Here is a 16,780-nt window from a genome sequence, read left to right as displayed (position 1 = left end):
TAAGGTTATTATCCCTGATGAGGCGTCTAATTCAAAGGCATAGGCGATGTTGCTCCAGTGTTGAAAAGCCCGTCTGGTCTTGCAGGGCGCGCTACCTGCTCATGTCGTTAATTAATATCGCCGGATACCGTGATGGGTAATTTATTTTCATCAGAATTACATAAAATAATTTTTCATTAATTTTTATAATAACGTATGCGGTATCACATTTTATTTTTACTGACGTTCAGAATGCGTTTGATCACAATCAATCAGCGCTAATATTTAATCTATTATGATTAGTTTTCATTACATATTATTAATAATTATGGAAGCAATGTGAGAAATAAAAAATGGAAATAAAAAAATGGCTGAACACAACCATAACCCGACGTGATGCTATTGTCGCTACTGCAAAAGTAGGGGCGGCGGTGACGCTAAGCCAGGCGATTACGCTGCCTTTTGCTACCACTGCCCAGGCGCAGGATACCCCGATACCGAAGGATGCCAACGGCGAAACTGTCAGGCACAGCGCCTGTCTGGTCAACTGTGGCAGCCGATGCCCGCTTAAGGTTATCGTGAAAAATGATCGCATTGTGCGTATTGAGCCGGAAGACGCGAAAGATGACGCGGTATTCGGCGAGCATCAGATTCGTCCCTGCCTGCGTGGGCGTTCCAGTCGCTGGCGGGTCTATAGCCCGGATCGCATTAAGTATCCGATGAAAAGAGTGGGAAAACGCGGTGAAGGAAAATTTAAACGTATTTCATGGGATGAGGCCACGGCCTTTATTGCGGCGGAATTAACGCGTGTTAGCGAACAATATGGCCGGGAAGCTATTTATTATAATTATCAATCCGGGGCATATTATCATACGCAGGGATCGCCCGCATGGAAGCGATTGTTAAATCTCACCGGTGGCTATTTAAATTACCATAATACCTACTCGACCGCGCAAATCGCGACGGCAACGCCCTATATGCATGGTACCTATGTTGGTAGCCATTTTACGCAGATCGCGCATTCCGATCTGGTGGTGCTATTTGGCCTGAATCTCTCAGAAACGCGGATGTCCGGCGGCGGTCAGGTTGAAGAGCTGCGCCGGGCGCTGGAAACCTCGAAAGCCCGGGTCATTATTATCGATCCGCGCTATACCGATTCGGTGATTACCGAACACGCCGAATGGCTACCGATTCGCCCAACCACGGACGCTGCGTTAGTCGCCGGCATAGCGCATACGCTGATTACCGAACAGCTTCTCGACGAGGCGCTGGTAAACCGCTATTGCGTCGGTTATGACCGTAGCACCTTGCCGGACACGGCTGCGCCTAACGCCAGCTATAAAGATTATGTTCTTGGCACGGGCGATGACGGTATCGCGAAAACCCCGGAATGGGCGGCGGATATCACCGGAATTCCGGCAACGCGTATTCGCCAACTGGCGCGCGAAATCGCCTCGGCGCGCGCCTGCTATATTTGCCAGGGCTGGGGTCCGCAGCGTCATGCCAACGGCGAACAAACCGTGCGTGCTATTCAGACGCTGCCAGCGTTAACCGGCCACTTCGGGCGGCCCGGCACCAACAATGGCAACTGGCCTTACGGTACGCCGTATGGCGTGCCATTGTTGCCTGTCGGTAAGAATCCGATCACAACCTCTATTCCTTGCTATCTGTGGACGGACGCCATTCAGCATCCGGAGAAAATGACCGCGACGACAATGGGTGTGAAAGGCGCGGACAGGCTAAAAACCGGGATTAAGCTGTTTTTCAACCAGGCCGGTAATACCTTGCTGAATCAGCACGGCGAAACGAACCGCACCCGACAAATTCTCGCGGATGAATCGCTGTGTGAAACCATTATCGTGATTGAAAACCATATGACGCCCAGCGCGATGTATGCGGATCTGCTGTTGCCGGAGACCAGCTATCTTGAGGCGGAAGACCTGGTGGACAGCTCCTATGCGGCGGGATCGCATAACTATATGATTGCGATTCAGAAAACCGTTAAACCGATGTGGGAAGTGCGCAGCACGTATGACATCTGCGCGGATATCGCCGGGCATCTTGGACTGCGCGAGCAATATACCGAGGGCCGAACTCAGGCGCAGTGGGCGGAGATGCACTATCAGCAGATCCGTGAAAAACGACCATACCTGCCGGAGTGGAGCGTGGCGAAAGAGATGGGCGTGATTGACCAGCGTATCGCTACCGAGCAGCAGAGCCTTGCGTTTGCCGATTTCCGCGCCGACGCCGGGGCTAATCCACTCTCCACGCCGTCGGGCAAAATTGAAATTTACTCCCAGGCGCTGGCGGATCTGGCGCAAGCGTGGACGTTGCCAGAAGGCGAGCGAATTCCCGCATTGCCGGAATTTTGTCCGGCGAAAGAGTCGCACCTTAACAAAGCGCTGACGGCGAAGTATCCGTTGCAGTTAAGCGGCTTCCATACCAAAGGGCATACCCACTCGACCTACAGCAATGTGCTGATGCTGCATGAGGCGGTGCCGGATGAAGTCTGGATTAACCCGATTGACGCCAACGCCCGCCAACTGAAGTCCGGCGATCGGGTGCATGTATTCAATGACCGCGGCGTGGTGGAGCTTCCCTGTAAAGTGACCCAGCGCATTTTACCCGGCGTGGCGGCGATGCCGCAGGGCGCGTGGACGCAGCTTGACGGCAACGGCGTTGATGTCGGCGGCTGTATCAATACGCTGACCAGCCACCATCCTTCGCCGCTGGCGAAAGGCAATCCGCAGCATACCAATCTGGTTGAAATTAAACGCGCTTAAGGAGTGATGTACGATGAAACAGTATGGCTTTTATGTTGACTCCTCGCGCTGTTCAGGCTGTAAAACCTGCCAGGTAAGCTGCAAGGATAATAAAGATCTGGATGTCGGTCCGAAACTGCGCCGCGTCTATGAATATGGCGGCGGAAGCTGGGTGAAAGAGGGGGAAAGCTGGCATCACGACACCTTTACCTACTACCTCTCTATTGCTTGTAACCATTGCGATGAGCCGGTATGTGTCTCCGGCTGTCCGACCGGGGCGATGCATAAACGCAAAGAAGATGGTCTGGTCGTGGTGGATGACAGCGTATGCGTCGGCTGTCGCTATTGTGAAATGCGTTGCCCCTACGGCGCGCCGCAGTTTGATACGCAGGCGAACGTGATGCGTAAATGCGACGGTTGTCTTGACCGACTGGAGAACAATCTGCGCCCTATCTGTGTGGATTCTTGCCCGCAGCGAGCGCTGGATTTCGGCCCTGTCGATGAATTACGGGCAAAATATGGCACGGAGAATCAAATCGCGCCGCTGCCTTCGGCGTCGTTCACCCATCCTAACCTCATTATTAAACCGCATCCGAAAGCGAGACCCACGGGCGATACGGAAGGCGCAATCATGAACATTCGGGAGGTGCGCCATGCATGAGTTACCGCTGGTCTTTTTTACGGTCTTTACCCAGAGCGCGGTCGGCGCGTTTATTCTGCTGCTGATTGGCGGCGCAATGGGGCTGGTCGCGCCGCGGCGTAAGGCTATCGGTCTGTTCTCGGTGATGTGCCTGTTTGGGCTGGGCGTCATTGTCGGCACCTTCCACGTCGGGCAACCGCTGCGTGCGCTGAATATGCTGCTGCGCGTCGGACATTCGCCGATGAGTAACGAGATTGTCCTGTCGGCGGCTTTTGCGGCGCTCGGCGGGCTGGGGGCGCTCGGTTTGTTGCTGAACCGGGCGACGCCGCTGTGTAACGCGTTGGTCTGGTTGGCGGCGATAGTCGGAGTAGTCTTCTTATACGCCGTTCCGCAGATTTACCAACTGCCGACGGTGGCGACCTGGCGTTCATCTTACACTACGGCAATGATGATATTGACGCCGTTGATTGGCGGCGGCGCGTTGGCGGCATTGTTTGGCGTGCGCCGTCTGGGGCTACTGGTCAGCGTGTTGGCGATTTTGGTGAGCTTTTGTCTGCGCCCGGGCTATATGGCGACGCTGATGAGCGCCGATAGCGCTCTGACCGCCGCGCAGCATAGCTGGTTTACCGCCCAGGCGGTATTGCTGGCGGCGGGCGTGGTCGGGGTGGTGGTCTGCGCGCGCCTGAAATCGAGCGCTACTGTGCTGGCCATGACGGCTGTGGTGGTTATCGCGGCGGAGTTGGCGGGTAGGATTGCGTTTTACAATCTGTGGACGCTGCCAATGTAGTTTTTGCCCGGCTTGTGCCATGTAAGCCTGATCAGCGTAGCGTCATCAGGCGAAATATTTCAGGAGCTATTGCTATGCCTTCCCGTGCTGTTTTGCCGCGTATCCTCGGCGCACTGTTTTACTACTCCCCTGAGAGGCCGGAGGTGAAAGCGTTGTTCGATTGTTTGCCAACGTTGCCTGAGCTTTACCCCTGGCGCGATCGCGGACCTATTGAATCACTGTGTGCGTCATGGTCGCTACCGGATGATGATGCGCTTACATGGCAATTTTCCGTGTTGTTTGAAGGCCAGGGAAAGATGCCCGTCCCGCCCTGGGGATCGGTCTATCTGGAAAAAGATAATTTGCTGATGGGGGAAACCACCGCCGATTATCGAGCTTTTTTACAGTCGCAGGGAATGGTATTCACTGACCGTGAACGCGAGCCGGAAGATCAGTTTGGCCTGATGCTATTAGCCTGTAGCGATCTGCTGGCACGAGGCGACAACGTGGCGGCCAACCGGTTACTGGAGGCGCATCTGCTGCCCTGGGGATTCCGCTATCTGGAATTGCTGCAACGCAATACCGTTAGCGCCTTCTATGCCCGGCTTGCCATCGTAGCGACCTGTTATCTGCAGGATGTTCAGCAGCAACAGGGACTACAGCCTGAGAGTAAACGGTTGTTTTTCTGAGGTATTGGTCAGGTTTTGATGACGTGCCGTAATACTTGTGCCGCCATTGTGCCCGCTGTTGCGTCAGCGGGCACAGTTTACTATTACAGCTCCGGCGTCTTTTTGAAACCGGTCAGCATCAGCACCAGGCTCTGTTTTGAGTCCGCTGGCGTGAAGTCGTAGTGATTTCCCTGACGGTCGCCGCCGATATACCAGGATATTTCCGTTTTCCCTTCCGCCAGCGCTTTGCGCACCGCTTTATCGACATCAACCATGCGATACTCATGTGAATGGTCCAGATATAACACGGCATCGGAACGGTAGTTGATCGCCGGTTTATTGTTCCAGGACACGGTACTGACGTGCCAGTCACTGCTGGTCGGGTAAAAGAAAATTTGATCGGCGCCGTTCGTTTCCGTTTTGCCGCCAAAAAGGCGAATACGGTATTTGAATAGCGAAGCGTCCATATTGGCAGGCAGGGGCGGGATCTTAAATTTCACCAGCGTGAGCGTTTCCGGGTGCTGCGTGCGTCCGCCATTTGTCCAGTCATCCTGTACGTACAAGGTATCGACGCTGGCATGAGGCTTGTCGTCTTCGCTACTTACCCAGGTATTTTCTTCCGCTTTACTGTAGGCGTAAGGAACCGTAGTGCCGCAATCCAGTCCCTGATTCATACACAGATCCGTCATAAACTGCGCGCCATCTTCCGTCCAGCCATTCATAAAATCGGCATGGGCGGTATAAAGACTTCCCCAGCGCTCTTCCCGGGTTTCGCCATGCATTACCGGGTCCATCGACAATTCCACTTTGGACGTATCCAGCGAGGAGATCTGCGGGAGTACCCAGGCGATGTTCATATTCACCGTTGGGATTTTTACCGGATAGTCTGCGGAACATTTCCCGTGGTCGGCATAGATAGCGTTATTGTGGCTATGGGTCGGTTTCAGGTTGACGCCATCCCAACAGTTGGGGAAAGCGATCCCGATATTAAACTGGACGGCATCGCCCGCTTTACGTAGGCCGCATATTTCGCCTACCTTGTTGGTGTAACCTTTGCCGTTGGCACATAAAAAGGTGATTGCGGAACTGGGGCCAGTACCGTGATGATCGCCTGCCAGTAACTCCAGCCCGGCCGGGAATGGATGGAGCGGATATTGCGCTATATTTGTGGATTGATAATAGGTCTTTTGGTAGGCCGGATTTACGATTTCACCATCAGGTAATTTCATGGACGGCGCCCAGTAAGCGGAGCTGTCGGCTTTATTATCACAGGTGGTATCGGGTTGCGCGCGCAACGTCTGGTAGGTAGAGACCGCGTCGGTGTGGGTGTTGCCAAAAAAGTCATGCCACATCGCCTGATTCGCTTTACCAAACATCATAATCGCGTCATCGCCCAGCGTGTGGTGATAGCCGCACACGACATGTGCCTGAGGACCGGCATGGGCCGGGAATGCGCCAGCGGCAACGAGCGTAGCCAGGCTGACGGTAATAAGGTTGAGTTTCATTTTTTTGCTGCCCGGTTGAATAGAAGTGGAAGCAGCAATAGCAGATCAGATTGCGGTGTTACATCTCATTAATTATCACTTTTTGTCATTTGCCCTGCATACAGGGGCGAATTTGCAGACGTACTATTTAAATAATTAGCCGAAACTACCCTCCTCTTGATTATGTCAATTTACAAAAAGGGTACGTTAGTGATTAAAATCGGGCTTTTTGTGATAACCCTCACTATTTCATTTTGCCTATGCTAATGGCGCTCGCCATAACCGAATAACGATTCTATCGGACATCGGCTTTATTTTTAAGAAATGCGTTACGACATCAGTCGTGGCGCGATCTGCTATGGATTTTTTATGAGATTACTAAAACGCGTTATTGTGGTTGTACTCTTGGGCGTGATTTTATTTATGGTCAGGGACGATATACGCTATGTTTATCAACTGATCCTCAAATATGGTGATAAACCCTCGGCGCTGGCACTGAGTAGCTATAAAGCGGTTATTCAGCAAAAACCAGTCGCAGGAGTTAAGAGTAACCTTTCAGGTTTGACCTACTCCGCCGAAGACAGGATGCTTTTCGCCGTTATTAATAATCCCCCTGAACTGGTCTGGTTAACGACAGAAGGGCAGCTGGTAGGGCGGATGCCGCTGCAGGGCATCCACGACCCGGAGTCTATTGCATGGAGTGGGGGCAATCAGTTCCAGATAGGCAGTGAGAAAGATGGCGCGGTCTATAAAACACAGGTGGATATTCAGCGCGGCGCCATGCAGATAATCTCCATGGTGAAGCTTGAGGGCTATGACAAAGCAAAAAATAAAGGGCTGGAAGGTACGGCATGGGATGCGAAAAATGAGAGATTATATGCCGCAAAAGAAAGAAAACCCATTATGATCAAAGAAGTAGAGATGAGCAAAAATGGTATCACCAGAGCGTTGCCTTCTGCCATCACTGCAAGTGTGAGCGATGTCTCCGGACTTGAATACCATGCCCCAACGGATTCGCTGCTGGTGTTGTCGGACGAGTCAAAAATGATCCTTGAGGTCAGTTCCGAGTGGCGGGTGCGCGATCGATTGTTCCTGACGGCGGAGTGGTCAGGGCTCAGAGACGATATCCCCCAACCAGAAGGGATTGCCATGGATAATGAAAATAATTTGTATATTGTGAGTGAACCAAATCTGTTTTATAAATTTTCGTGTGATATACAGAATGGCTAAAATCTATTTTTACTGTCACAGTATGCTAAAACAGAACAAGGTTATTAATACCATGATTTGACGATTGTTTGATTCGTTGATTCATTGTTGGGGATATTTATGTTTTACTTACCTCAGTAACGGATTACTTTGTGGTGTAGCGTAACGGTAATTGTCCTCCTCATATTTGCGGCAGCGTAGTCTGCCGCTTTTTTTATAAATTAACTCTCTCTGTAATAATTAACAGACAATAAATATTATTCTGTTTTTTTCAGCAGGCCTCCGAAGAGGCCTCGCAGGGTGATGTTTAGTTATCAGGCATAATATTCTTCATCAACACTTACCGAATGCCATGTCGCCTCGCTAAGCGAAATCATTTCATCTACGCCGGAACTCTTGTTAACCGGGTTTTTCGTCGGCGATGTGCCTGTAAATGTTCCACTGGCGGCGGCGCTATTACCAGCGGGATCGGTGGCCGTTATGGTGTACTGATTTGCCCCCGACAGAATAGCGGATTGCGGAACAGAAACATGCCAGTTACCGGTATCGTTATCAACACTGGCGGAGTAGAGTCGATCGTCAGCCAGCCGATAGACAGCGAAGAATTACCCCATAGCGTTTGCGGAACGAACACTGATTGAACAGCTTTCATTCACTGCTGTTCCCGGAGATTTTATGGGTATTATCGGTACATCAGGTTCAGGTAAATCTTCTTTAATCAAAGCACTATCAAATTCCAGTCATTGCTATACGGGAACAGTTAAATTAAACAACGTAGATATCACACCGATCTCTGAAGATGATATCCAGAATTGCCTTGCCTACCACTTTGGCAACATTTTAGAAAAAATTACGTAATATCGACTGATATGTAAAACTCATTCAGCATCAAATGGATTAATTCAACATCAGTAGTAATATCCATTTTTTTATAGGCTGATCTCTTTTGTGTTGAAATCGTTTTTATATTTCGATCTAATAAATTTGAGCAACTTTTAACAGATAATCCTGCTGCCACGTAATAAATGACTTTTTTCTCGCTCAATGTTAGGTCGAATTTTTTAGCGAGCAACAGAATCCCATCTCTTATATTAATATGTTTTGCTTTGTTCTTATACTGCATTGTCAGATATCTCAATTAACATATTGATGACGAGAGGAAGATAAAAACGCTAAAAATTCCGATGGTGTAGTTTTGAAATGTTTTTTAAAAACGCATGTAAAATAAGAAGCACTATCATAACCACACATATAAGCCACTCGAGTAATATTATATTCACTATTGCGTAGAAGTTTTGTCGCTTTATTCATTCGCGCATTAAGGTAAACTTCGCTGAATGAGGTGTGCTCTTGTTTCAATTTCCTTTTTAATGTGGAGCAACTCATATAGAGTGAGTCAGAAATATCCTTGAGCGCCCATTTTCGACTTATGTCGCTTATAATAATATTATAGATGTTTTCGGCTAATGTATTTTGCGATAGTTCTCTGAAGAGAGCAAATGCTTCGGGTTCATAGATGAACTCTGAAAGGAGAAATCTTATTAAATATTCCTTTTTATCTTGGGATAGTTTTTGGCTTTTATTTGAAGAGTGTAAGAGGTTGAATACTCTTGCTACGCCTGTTTCTATTGGCGCTAACAGATGTTTTGTCATCGGTTTTGTTAATGGGGCCGAAAAGTCTGCATGTTCATACAGAAAAAAATTATAAGCATTTTTTATTGACGCTGAATCTAATTCAATTAAATTATAATTTAACTGTTCATGAGTCTCTTCCATTGTGATATGAATGGTTTGATCTTTAGCTAAAAATATTAACATTGGCCCTGATGCCGTAATATACTCCCCGGACGATGTCGTAATTGAAATTTTACCCGTGGTGAGCTTGATGAGTACGGACTGCAGTAAATTTAATCCCTGAAGTGATAAGGATTTCCTCTGCCAGTTTTGCGCTGATTGTAAACATTCAATGCTCCCCACCTGGACAGGTGAGGGATTAAACACTTTTAGCATGATAATTTCCTTTTATTAAATGTGCGTGTAAATCAAAAATTATTCTGAAAAATATTTCAAAAAAACTAATATATAGCTATATAATTATTTGCGAACTTAAGGTATCAGGTGGCGATCTTTTCATTTTCTATGGAAAATGCTATTTTATATTGCATTTCTACATATTATAGTATCGTTAAAAAACTATGTCGCGTATAAAAAAAAGATGGAAATTTACAAGAATTGGCTCATGTTATTATCAAATTATCTCTTTAAAATTTGAATTAAGTAATAATTGCCTTTATTCTTTTAGAGAATAGCTCTTTAATTTCATGGAGGTAGTTAGCATGAGGTATAAGATCTGATGTTAATTTGTGATAAGGTTTATCCTGGAGGTAAATATTAACGCTCTCGGCCAGGAAAGGCATACAACGCGGTAAATATATACTGCGGCGGGTAGATGGCGTAGCGATATCCGGAAGTTTGAGGGGAGGGGAAGCATTCAATCGTATGGTTGGCTTTATGAAAAACGGTGTAACACGTTATTGAGGTTCTGACTGTGCGTATCCGTTAGGTTTATGCTTTCTGGATTGTATAATGTTGCGTGTTTTGGCGCGGCAGTATTGAATCTTTTGCTGCGTCGGCCCCGAGGAGGAATCCTCACAGCGAATGCCAGCGCACAGCCTGGTCCTGAATCTCTAAATGAGTAGAAAACCTTTCGGTTTGATACTCCGGTTCTATTCCTTCTAAATTTATCGTAATGACATCTGCGTTACGCGTGTTGTATACTTAATATCCACAGAAGTACAAGAGGACAACACTATGCCAGCCGCAAACAGTATGGCGATGAAACGCGAAACCCTGAACCTGCGCATCAAGCCCGCCGAGCGCGATCTTATCGATCGGGCGGCGAAAGCCAGAGGGAAAAACCGCACAGACTTTGTGCTGGAAGCTGCCCGCGCTGCCGCAGAGGAAGCGCTGATCGAACAACGCATCATTATGGCCGATCCACAGGCTTATCAGGAATTTCTGGCTCGTTTGGATCAAACACCTTCACCTAATGCCGCACTGCGTAAAACCATGCAGACCCCTGCGCCGTGGGAGCAGGAAAAATGATCTCCTCCCCTGAGCCGCTTCATGCCGGACATATTCTTACTCCGTTTTGCTGCGGTGTGGATTCTATGGATAACTGGCTGAAACAGCGGGCGATGAAAAATCAGACCACTGGTGCGTCCCGTACCTTTGTGTGTTGTGGCAGCGATTCGAACGTACTGGCCTATTACTCGCTGGCGTCCAGCGCGGTCACGACGAATACCGCCCCCGGTCGCTTTCGTCGCAATATGCCTGACCCGATTCCGATTGTGGTATTGGGGCGTCTGGCGGTGGATAAATCGCTTCATGGGCAGGGCGTTGGTCGGGCGCTGGTACGCGACGCAGGGCTGCGGGTTATTCAGGTGGCGGAGACTATCGGCATTCGCGGGATGCTGGTTCACGCCCTGTCGGATGAAGCGCGGGAATTTTACCAGCGGGTGGGGTTTGTACCGTCGCCGATGGATCCGATGATGTTGATGGTGACGTTGGGGGATTTGGTGGAGAGTGTTTAAACTCCAGAACGTATCCATTAACCTCACAGACACTTCAAGTTACGGATGAAAATTGCCCCTGAAATAAAAAACGAATTCAGTTTTGAACATTTTCCATCAAATTAAGTGGGTTTTCGTCGATATGCAGCGTCAAGTTGTACAAAAAATAGTTACGAAACACACCCTGGTCCTACGTTACTTATAAGAGTTATCGCTTGTTATTATGCAGCAGCTAGGTCAGCACAGAACCAGTAATGAGTTACGTAAACAGAGAGTCTTTATCTCCGGAAGCGGTGTCCGTTCTGTTTGGTTTCGCCATAACCTTGAGAACTTCAAAAAGCGCCTGAAAGCGCTGGAGCGTAGAGCCAGTGACGACGAGGCGTGTGGAGAAATCGAAACGGCGCATCCCGGTTATCTGGGGTCACAGGACATATTCTATGTTGGCAACCTGAAAGGCGTTGGGCGTATTTACCAGCAGACATTCTCGGCCAGACTGTGTGTTCTGTTCTTTTTGACGATCGGATGTCAGAAGATGATGGCTGCCGCCAGACTGACGATGTCTGTCCTGCTGCTCAATATCCCGTCCGGGGGCGTGATGATGCTGTCAGGTCTGCTGCCCGGTGGCCGCTGGTTTGCGCAACTTTGTGTCCTGCACCTGACCGTTATCGGAGCCGTGTTATATCTCCCCTGATCATTCCTTTCCTGTCGAAAATTACACTGTCTGTTGTTTAATTATGTATTAACCCGGAGAGACTCTTTTAGCTCCAGCAGTCAGGCATTGCGGGTTGTTTATCTGCTGACTGAACGTTTTCTCTGTGTGTAAACACCTTCCCTTCTTCCACCTGATCCATGTTTAAGAATGGAACGGATGTTATTTTATTACGGCAACCATGTCCGTTTTTTTTATTTATTTCCCTTTTTTTAATATCTGAACATAATTTAATACTCTCCCAGCCTGTTTTCTGAACGTTGTTTTTATCCGGCATTAATGGTTCTGTATTTTATATACCCTGTTCATCGGGCCCTTTAATTCTCGGTTACTGTTTTGCGTTTTGTTGAAAAACAGGAAGATACTTGCGTGGTGAATAATATCCTGCGGTACTTGTTCGGGGCTGGGAAACCTCTTTGTTTGCGGTCGATTCCGGCTTAACTATAAATCAACGTCTTTTTTAAATGCTGCGGGGTTGTTGTATATCCATTTGATTTAAATGTATTTTATATCGTGATGTTCAGTTTTATTACATAAAGTTCTGTCTTTTTCGTTATTATTTTCTGTTTTTGATTCTGGTTAATTAATTCTTTATTTTTTAATGGAGTGGAATGCATGGTGGACTGGTTATTTGGCGATCTTTTGTATTGGCTTAATGCTATTTTATGGTGTATTAATCTATTATTTGTTTGTTTTTTGGTTTTTAGTGTTACATATTGGCTTTGCTATGGATTAAAAGATCGTTAAAAATGGCCTTTTCAGCATTAATCTCTTAAATATAATAAGCGAAAAGATTAGTTATCTTCCCTTTACATGTTTTCCTTGCCGGGAAGGTTAAGGAAAAGTTAAGGAAGGAAGTTCCGTTGAAACTGAATAAAAAATCATTTTCCGGCGTCAGGATAGTGAGGGCCGGGGAACTCGAACCGGGGGCAGTGTCCGAAGAGCAGTTCTGGCTACTTGTTGATATATCCCCGATACACAGTGAAAAGATTATTCTGGCCCTGAAAGATTATTTCGTTTCCGGGTATTCCAGAAAGGTTGTGTGCGAACGCCACGGTATGAGTGGCGGATATCTCAGCACCAGTGTTAACCGGCTGAATTTTATCAGCAGGAATGTGCATAAACTGGCGGGTTATTACAGCCATCATGAATGATAAAGCAGACTGAACCGTCTGCTCCGGATTTGCGATGAAAAAAATAAAGATACTTTTCCTTCTGCTGCTGGCAGGGGGCGGGCTTTCTCACGCTTCCGTTCAGAAAACCCTGTTCAGTGCTGATGTGGTGGCCTCTGCCTGTCATGTGGTGGTGGATGCTGACGGTACCGGCAGCAGCCGTCTGACGTTCGGGACATACCGTAAGTCGTCCGCTGCACCCGTGCCGCCGCGTGATTTCACCGTGCGTCTGTATGAGACCGGCGCCACCGTTCAGGGCTGTTCGGCCTTTCTGGCCGGGCAGATCGCCACCCTGAATTTCGGCAACCCGGGCCAGCTGGACGGACAGGGTGTGGTCACCCGTGGCGCCGGCGACGGTATCCGTATCGATGTGCGGGCCGCGGATACGCAGGCGGACTTCCGGGGGCGCATCACGCAGGCAAATCATGAGGTGAAGTACCCGGTGGATTTTGCCGCGAAGGGGCAGTTCCGGTTTCGTGCGCAGCCGGTGTTTCCGGCGGACGTGAAGGCGGGTGAGTACAACGGCGCCCTGACCTTTGTGGTCACCTACCAGTAAGGAATGCTGATGAACGGGAATAACGTAAGACAGCCAGCCTGCCAGATGTCTTTTCACCATGCCGTGCTGGCATTTGCGATAGCGGTTGCCCTGGGCAGCGGTACCGCAAGTGCCGGAGAGAAACTGGACATGTCCTTTATTCAGGGCGGGGCGGGGATTAACCCTGAGGTCTGGGCGGCGCTGAACGGAGATTATGCGCCGGGGCGCTACCTGGTGGACCTGTCCCTGAACGGGAAGGATATCGGGAAGCGGATCCTGGACGTAACACCACAGGACAGCGAAGCGCTGTGTCTGTCAGAAGCGTGGCTGGCAAAGGCCGGGATTTATGTCAGCGCGGAGTACTTCCGTAAGGGATATGACGCCACGCGGCAGTGCTGGGTGCTGGCGAAAGCGCCGGCGGTGAAGGTGGACTTCGATGTCGCCACCCAGAGCCTGTCGCTGGCCATTCCGCAGAAAGGACTGGTGAAAATGCCGGAGAACGTGGAGTGGGACTACGGCACGGAGGCGTTCCGGATGAACTACAACGCGAACGCCAACAGCGGGCGGTACAACACGTCGGCGTTCGGCTCAGCAGACCTGAAGGCCAACATCGGTCGCTGGGTGGTGAGCTCGTCAGCCACGGCCAGCACCGGGGATGGCGGGAGCAACGAGGCCACGATAAACATGTTCACGGCCACCCGGGCCATCCGTTCCCTGAGTGCGGACCTGGCGGTCGGGAAGACCTCGACCGGTGACAGCCTGCTGGGCAGTACCGGCACGTACGGGGTGTCCCTGTCGCGGAACAACAGCATGAAGCCGGGCAACCTGGGGTATACCCCGGTGTTCAGCGGCATTGCGAACGGTCCCTCAAGGGTGACCCTGACCCAGAACGGCAGGATGCTGTACTCGGGGATGATGCCGTCCGGGCCGTTCTCCGTCACGGATGTGCCGCTGTACAGCAGCGGGGACGTGACGATGACGATCACCGGGGATGACGGGCGGGAGCAGACGCAGGTCTTTCCGCTGTCGGTAATGGCCGGGCAGCTGAGTCCGGGACAGCACGAGTTCAGCGTGGCGGCCGGGATACCGGACGATGACAGCGACCTGGAGGGCGGGGTGTTTGCCGCGTCATACGGGTATGGTCTGGACGGGCTGACGCTGCGCACGGGGGGCGTGTTCAACCAGGACTGGCAGGGCGCCAGTGCCGGTGCGGTTCTGGGGCTGGGGTATCTGGGGGCGCTCTCCGCTGACGGCGCTTATGCCACGGCGAAGTACCGGGACGGCAGCCGCAGCGGGAATAAGGTGAAACTGGCCTGGAGCAAACAGCTGGCGCTGACGAACACCGGACTGCGGGTGAGCTGGTCACATCAGAGTGAGGAATATGAGGACATGTCCTCCTTTAACCCGGCTGAAACATGGCTGCAGCAGAACCAGGGGCGCCGGACCCGGGATGAGTGGAATGCGGGCATCAGCCAGCCGGTGGGAGGGCTGTTCAGCCTGTCGGCGTCGGGATGGCAGCGGAGCTATTACCCGGCCTCCACGACCGGCAGTTACCGGTACGCTGATGACAACGGTAAGGAGACAGGAATTACCGGTACCCTGAGCACACAGATAAAAAGCGTCAGCCTGAATCTGGGCTGGTCCGGGTCCCGGAACATGAACGGGGAGAACACCTGGTCGGCCTCCGCGTCGGTGTCGGTGCCGTTCACCCTGTTTGAGCGGAAGTACAGCAGCAGCACCACGGTGAGCACCGGTAAAGATGGCGGCACCGGCGTCAGTACCGGTATCTCCGGGGCCCTGAACGACCGGTTCAGCTACGGTCTGGGCGGCGGCCGTGACAGTGACGGCGGTATCAGCAGTTACCTGAACGCCGCCTACAGCGGCGACCGGGCGAACCTGAACGGCACGGTGAACCACTCGTCCGGTTCGGGCACCAGTGGTTCGGTGTCAGCCAGCGGTTCGGTACTGGCGGTGCCGGCGGCGCGGGACATCATGTTCAGCCGGACCACCGGCGACACGGTGGCGGTGGTGAGCGTGAAGGACACGCCGGGGGTGAAGGTGATGTCCGGCAATGAAACGTCGGACAGTGACGGAAACCTGGTAGTACCGCTGAACAGCTATGACTGGAATACGGTGACCATAGATGCGGGCACGCTGCCGCTGGACACGGAGCTGTCCACGACCAGCCGGAAGGTGGTGCCGACGGACAGCGCGGTGGTGTGGATGCCGTTTGATGCTCTGAAGGTGCACCGTTACCTGCTGCAGGTGAGGATGCCGGACGGGGCCTTTGTGCCGGGCGGCACGTGGGCCCGGGACAGTAAGAACACGCCGCTGGGCTTTGTGGCGAACAACGGCGTGCTGATGATTAATGCGGTGGACCGCCCCGGCGATATCACGCTGGGACAGTGCCGGATACCTGCGGCGAAGCTGCAGGAGACAGAGAAACTACAGGAGATTAAGTGTGATTAAGCGTAACGCTGTAACGACGTTTTTCACTGACCGGGTAACAAAAGCGCTGGGGCTTACCCTGGCCCTGATGGTGGCGTGCCAGAGCGCGCAGGCTTCCCTGGCGGCGGACCAGACCCGCTATATTTTTCGCGGCGACAAGGACGCGCTGACCATCACGGTGACCAACAATGACAAGGAGCGTACTTTCGGCGGCCAGGCGTGGGTGGACAATATTGTGGAGAAAGACACCCGCCCGACGTTTGTGGTGACGCCCTCCTTCTTTAAGGTGAAACCGCAGGGGCAGCAGACGCTGCGTATCATCATGGCCTCTGACCACCTGCCGAAGGATAAAGAGTCAGTGTACTGGCTGAACCTGCAGGATATTCCGCCGGTGCTGAAGGGCAGCGGAATTGCCATTGCCCTGCGCACGAAGCTGAAGCTGTTCTACCGCCCGGAGGCGCTGCTGAAGGACCGTAAAGGCGCCGAGGAAGGCATCAGCCTGCATGTCCGTCCGGACGGGCGGACGATGCTGGTCAACACCACGCCGTATATCTACGCCATCGGCAGCCTGCTGGATGCGAACGGTAAAAAAGTTGCGGTGGACAACGACACGGCTCAGAAACTGCTGATGTTTATGCCGGGGGATGAGGTGCAGGTGAAGGGGAATGTGGTGAAGGTGGATTCCCTGAACGATTACGGCGAGCTGCAGACCTGGACCATCAACCAGAAAAAAACGGCGACTTCTCCCAGGCAGAAGACATCTGATACGGCGGTTAATTCGTCTGATAAAGCAGGTAAAAAATAACCCTTTCCGGTCCTGCGGAATAAAGAGAAAC

Annotated in this window: 17 protein-coding genes and 3 pseudogenes; 13 read left to right on the top strand and 7 right to left on the bottom strand. The window is 51.1% G+C overall.

What is annotated here, in order from left to right; all coding sequences use genetic code 11:
* Window positions 1-332: 332 nt before the first annotated feature.
* The 4 genes from ACLJPQ_RS17110 to ACLJPQ_RS17095 all read left to right on the top strand — a co-directional run bounded on the left by ACLJPQ_RS17110 (window position 333) and on the right by ACLJPQ_RS17095 (window position 4,836).
* Window positions 333-2,762, top strand: a complete 2,430-nt coding sequence (locus tag ACLJPQ_RS17110; RefSeq protein WP_138010017.1) for a DMSO/selenate family reductase complex A subunit — start codon at window positions 333-335, stop codon at window positions 2,760-2,762.
* A 13-nt stretch (window positions 2,763-2,775) separates the two neighbouring features.
* A complete protein-coding gene (locus ACLJPQ_RS17105) occupies window positions 2,776-3,402 on the top strand; it encodes a DMSO/selenate family reductase complex B subunit (RefSeq protein WP_000816143.1) in 627 nt (208 codons plus the stop codon).
* Window positions 3,395-4,168, top strand: coding sequence for a dimethyl sulfoxide reductase anchor subunit family protein (locus tag ACLJPQ_RS17100; protein WP_020838567.1), 774 nt, complete (start codon window positions 3,395-3,397; stop codon window positions 4,166-4,168). Before ACLJPQ_RS17105 ends, ACLJPQ_RS17100 begins: the two co-directional genes overlap by 8 nt.
* A 74-nt stretch (window positions 4,169-4,242) precedes the next feature.
* Window positions 4,243-4,836: a molecular chaperone gene (locus ACLJPQ_RS17095; protein WP_023993532.1), complete on the top strand. Its 594-nt coding sequence runs from the start codon at window positions 4,243-4,245 to the stop codon at window positions 4,834-4,836.
* 83 nt (window positions 4,837-4,919) lie between these two features.
* Here the strand turns inward: ACLJPQ_RS17095 and ACLJPQ_RS17090 are convergent, their stop codons facing one another.
* Window positions 4,920-6,320 (bottom strand): DUF1996 domain-containing protein, encoded by a 1,401-nt coding sequence (locus ACLJPQ_RS17090; RefSeq protein WP_080184866.1) that lies wholly within the window; start codon window positions 6,318-6,320, stop codon window positions 4,920-4,922.
* Between the two features lie 303 nt (window positions 6,321-6,623).
* Here ACLJPQ_RS17090 and ACLJPQ_RS17085 point away from each other — a divergent pair, with 303 nt between their 5' ends.
* Window positions 6,624-7,529, top strand: coding sequence for an SdiA-regulated domain-containing protein (locus ACLJPQ_RS17085; RefSeq protein WP_039590018.1), 906 nt, complete (start codon window positions 6,624-6,626; stop codon window positions 7,527-7,529).
* Between the two features lie 293 nt (window positions 7,530-7,822).
* Here the strand turns inward: ACLJPQ_RS17085 and ACLJPQ_RS17080 are convergent.
* Both ACLJPQ_RS17080 and ACLJPQ_RS17075 read right to left on the bottom strand, forming a co-directional pair.
* A pseudogene (locus tag ACLJPQ_RS17080) lies at window positions 7,823-7,957 on the bottom strand (hypothetical protein); the annotation flags it as partial.
* A gap of 107 nt (window positions 7,958-8,064) precedes the next feature.
* Window positions 8,065-8,164: pseudogene (locus ACLJPQ_RS17075) on the bottom strand (hypothetical protein); the annotation flags it as partial.
* 19 nt (window positions 8,165-8,183) lie between these two features.
* Between ACLJPQ_RS17075 and ACLJPQ_RS17070 the strand changes: the two are divergent.
* Complete coding sequence (locus ACLJPQ_RS17070; RefSeq protein ID WP_001527266.1) at window positions 8,184-8,366, top strand: ATP-binding cassette domain-containing protein; 183 nt, start codon at window positions 8,184-8,186, stop codon at window positions 8,364-8,366.
* Here ACLJPQ_RS17070 and rtsB read toward each other — a convergent pair.
* The 3 genes from rtsB to ACLJPQ_RS17055 form a co-directional block, all read right to left on the bottom strand.
* Entirely contained in the window at window positions 8,359-8,646 is a 288-nt protein-coding gene (gene rtsB, locus ACLJPQ_RS17065; protein WP_001269916.1) for a transcriptional regulator RtsB, read from the bottom strand. The two genes, ACLJPQ_RS17070 and rtsB, sit on opposite strands and share 8 nt — an antisense overlap.
* Window positions 8,643-9,518 carry an AraC family transcriptional regulator gene (locus tag ACLJPQ_RS17060; RefSeq protein WP_023205266.1) on the bottom strand — a complete coding sequence of 292 codons (876 nt, stop codon included), beginning with the start codon at window positions 9,516-9,518 and terminating at the stop codon, window positions 8,643-8,645. Before ACLJPQ_RS17060 ends, rtsB begins: the two co-directional genes overlap by 4 nt.
* Window positions 9,519-9,781: 263 nt before the next feature.
* The gene (locus ACLJPQ_RS17055; protein ID WP_031612896.1) at window positions 9,782-10,003 is read right to left on the bottom strand and encodes a hypothetical protein; all 222 of its coding nucleotides are present in this window, start codon (window positions 10,001-10,003) and stop codon (window positions 9,782-9,784) included.
* Window positions 10,004-10,319: 316 nt separating this feature from the next.
* On the opposite strand from ACLJPQ_RS17055, the gene ACLJPQ_RS17050 reads away from it, so the two are divergent.
* From ACLJPQ_RS17050 to ACLJPQ_RS17040, 3 genes and pseudogenes are all read left to right on the top strand, one after another.
* Window positions 10,320-10,613 carry a DUF1778 domain-containing protein gene (locus tag ACLJPQ_RS17050; RefSeq protein ID WP_001110453.1) on the top strand — a complete coding sequence of 98 codons (294 nt, stop codon included), beginning with the start codon at window positions 10,320-10,322 and terminating at the stop codon, window positions 10,611-10,613.
* Entirely contained in the window at window positions 10,610-11,101 is a 492-nt protein-coding gene (locus ACLJPQ_RS17045) for a GNAT family N-acetyltransferase (protein WP_023255089.1), read from the top strand. The genes ACLJPQ_RS17050 and ACLJPQ_RS17045 overlap by 4 nt, the downstream gene beginning before the upstream one ends.
* Window positions 11,102-11,315: 214 nt before the next feature.
* Window positions 11,316-11,564 (top strand): annotated as a pseudogene (locus ACLJPQ_RS17040) (IS481 family transposase); the annotation flags it as partial.
* A 274-nt stretch (window positions 11,565-11,838) separates the two neighbouring features.
* Here the strand turns inward: ACLJPQ_RS17040 and ACLJPQ_RS17035 are convergent.
* On the bottom strand, window positions 11,839-12,066 hold the full coding sequence (locus ACLJPQ_RS17035; RefSeq protein ID WP_001112992.1) for a hypothetical protein: 228 nt from the start codon (window positions 12,064-12,066) through the stop codon (window positions 11,839-11,841).
* Between the two features lie 586 nt (window positions 12,067-12,652).
* Between ACLJPQ_RS17035 and ACLJPQ_RS17030 the strand changes: the two genes are divergently transcribed.
* Genes ACLJPQ_RS17030 through ACLJPQ_RS17015 form a run of 4 tightly spaced genes read left to right on the top strand, consistent with a single transcriptional unit; the run spans window position 12,653 to window position 16,749 of the window.
* On the top strand, window positions 12,653-12,943 hold the full coding sequence (locus ACLJPQ_RS17030; RefSeq protein WP_000773469.1) for a PapB/FocB family fimbrial expression transcriptional regulator: 291 nt from the start codon (window positions 12,653-12,655) through the stop codon (window positions 12,941-12,943).
* A gap of 34 nt (window positions 12,944-12,977) precedes the next feature.
* Window positions 12,978-13,517, top strand: a complete 540-nt coding sequence (locus ACLJPQ_RS17025; RefSeq protein ID WP_000721295.1) for a fimbrial protein — start codon at window positions 12,978-12,980, stop codon at window positions 13,515-13,517.
* Window positions 13,518-13,562: 45 nt separating this feature from the next.
* Entirely contained in the window at window positions 13,563-15,965 is a 2,403-nt protein-coding gene (gene faeD, locus ACLJPQ_RS17020; RefSeq protein ID WP_371064369.1) for a F4 (K88) fimbrial usher FaeD, read from the top strand.
* Window positions 15,958-16,749, top strand: a complete 792-nt coding sequence (locus ACLJPQ_RS17015) for a fimbria/pilus periplasmic chaperone (RefSeq protein WP_080184868.1) — start codon at window positions 15,958-15,960, stop codon at window positions 16,747-16,749. The genes faeD and ACLJPQ_RS17015 overlap by 8 nt, the downstream gene beginning before the upstream one ends.
* Window positions 16,750-16,780: the final 31 nt, after the last annotated feature.

Origin of the sequence: Salmonella sp. SAL04213 (assembly GCF_046550535.1) — a bacterium.
GTDB classification, from domain to species: domain Bacteria; phylum Pseudomonadota; class Gammaproteobacteria; order Enterobacterales; family Enterobacteriaceae; genus Salmonella; species Salmonella enterica.
This window is presented reverse-complemented; position numbering and strand designations above follow the sequence as displayed.

What these genes read in the sequence shown, in the direction of transcription:
- ACLJPQ_RS17095 (WP_023993532.1), top strand. Translation starts at nt 4,243, where the DNA reads ATGCCTTCCCGTGCTGTTTTGCCGCGTATCCTCGGCGCACTGTTTTAC.
- ACLJPQ_RS17085 (WP_039590018.1), top strand. Translation starts at nt 6,624, where the DNA reads ATGCGTTACGACATCAGTCGTGGCGCGATCTGCTATGGATTTTTTATG.
- ACLJPQ_RS17090 (WP_080184866.1), bottom strand. Translation starts at nt 6,320, where the DNA reads ATGAAACTCAACCTTATTACCGTCAGCCTGGCTACGCTCGTTGCCGCT.
- ACLJPQ_RS17110 (WP_138010017.1), top strand. Translation starts at nt 333, where the DNA reads ATGGAAATAAAAAAATGGCTGAACACAACCATAACCCGACGTGATGCT.
- ACLJPQ_RS17045 (WP_023255089.1), top strand. Translation starts at nt 10,610, where the DNA reads ATGATCTCCTCCCCTGAGCCGCTTCATGCCGGACATATTCTTACTCCG.
- ACLJPQ_RS17025 (WP_000721295.1), top strand. Translation starts at nt 12,978, where the DNA reads ATGAAAAAAATAAAGATACTTTTCCTTCTGCTGCTGGCAGGGGGCGGG.
- ACLJPQ_RS17050 (WP_001110453.1), top strand. Translation starts at nt 10,320, where the DNA reads ATGCCAGCCGCAAACAGTATGGCGATGAAACGCGAAACCCTGAACCTG.
- ACLJPQ_RS17060 (WP_023205266.1), bottom strand. Translation starts at nt 9,518, where the DNA reads ATGCTAAAAGTGTTTAATCCCTCACCTGTCCAGGTGGGGAGCATTGAA.
- ACLJPQ_RS17100 (WP_020838567.1), top strand. Translation starts at nt 3,395, where the DNA reads ATGCATGAGTTACCGCTGGTCTTTTTTACGGTCTTTACCCAGAGCGCG.
- ACLJPQ_RS17035 (WP_001112992.1), bottom strand. Translation starts at nt 12,066, where the DNA reads ATGCCGGATAAAAACAACGTTCAGAAAACAGGCTGGGAGAGTATTAAA.
- faeD (WP_371064369.1), top strand. Translation starts at nt 13,563, where the DNA reads ATGTCTTTTCACCATGCCGTGCTGGCATTTGCGATAGCGGTTGCCCTG.
- ACLJPQ_RS17105 (WP_000816143.1), top strand. Translation starts at nt 2,776, where the DNA reads ATGAAACAGTATGGCTTTTATGTTGACTCCTCGCGCTGTTCAGGCTGT.
- ACLJPQ_RS17070 (WP_001527266.1), top strand. Translation starts at nt 8,184, where the DNA reads ATGGGTATTATCGGTACATCAGGTTCAGGTAAATCTTCTTTAATCAAA.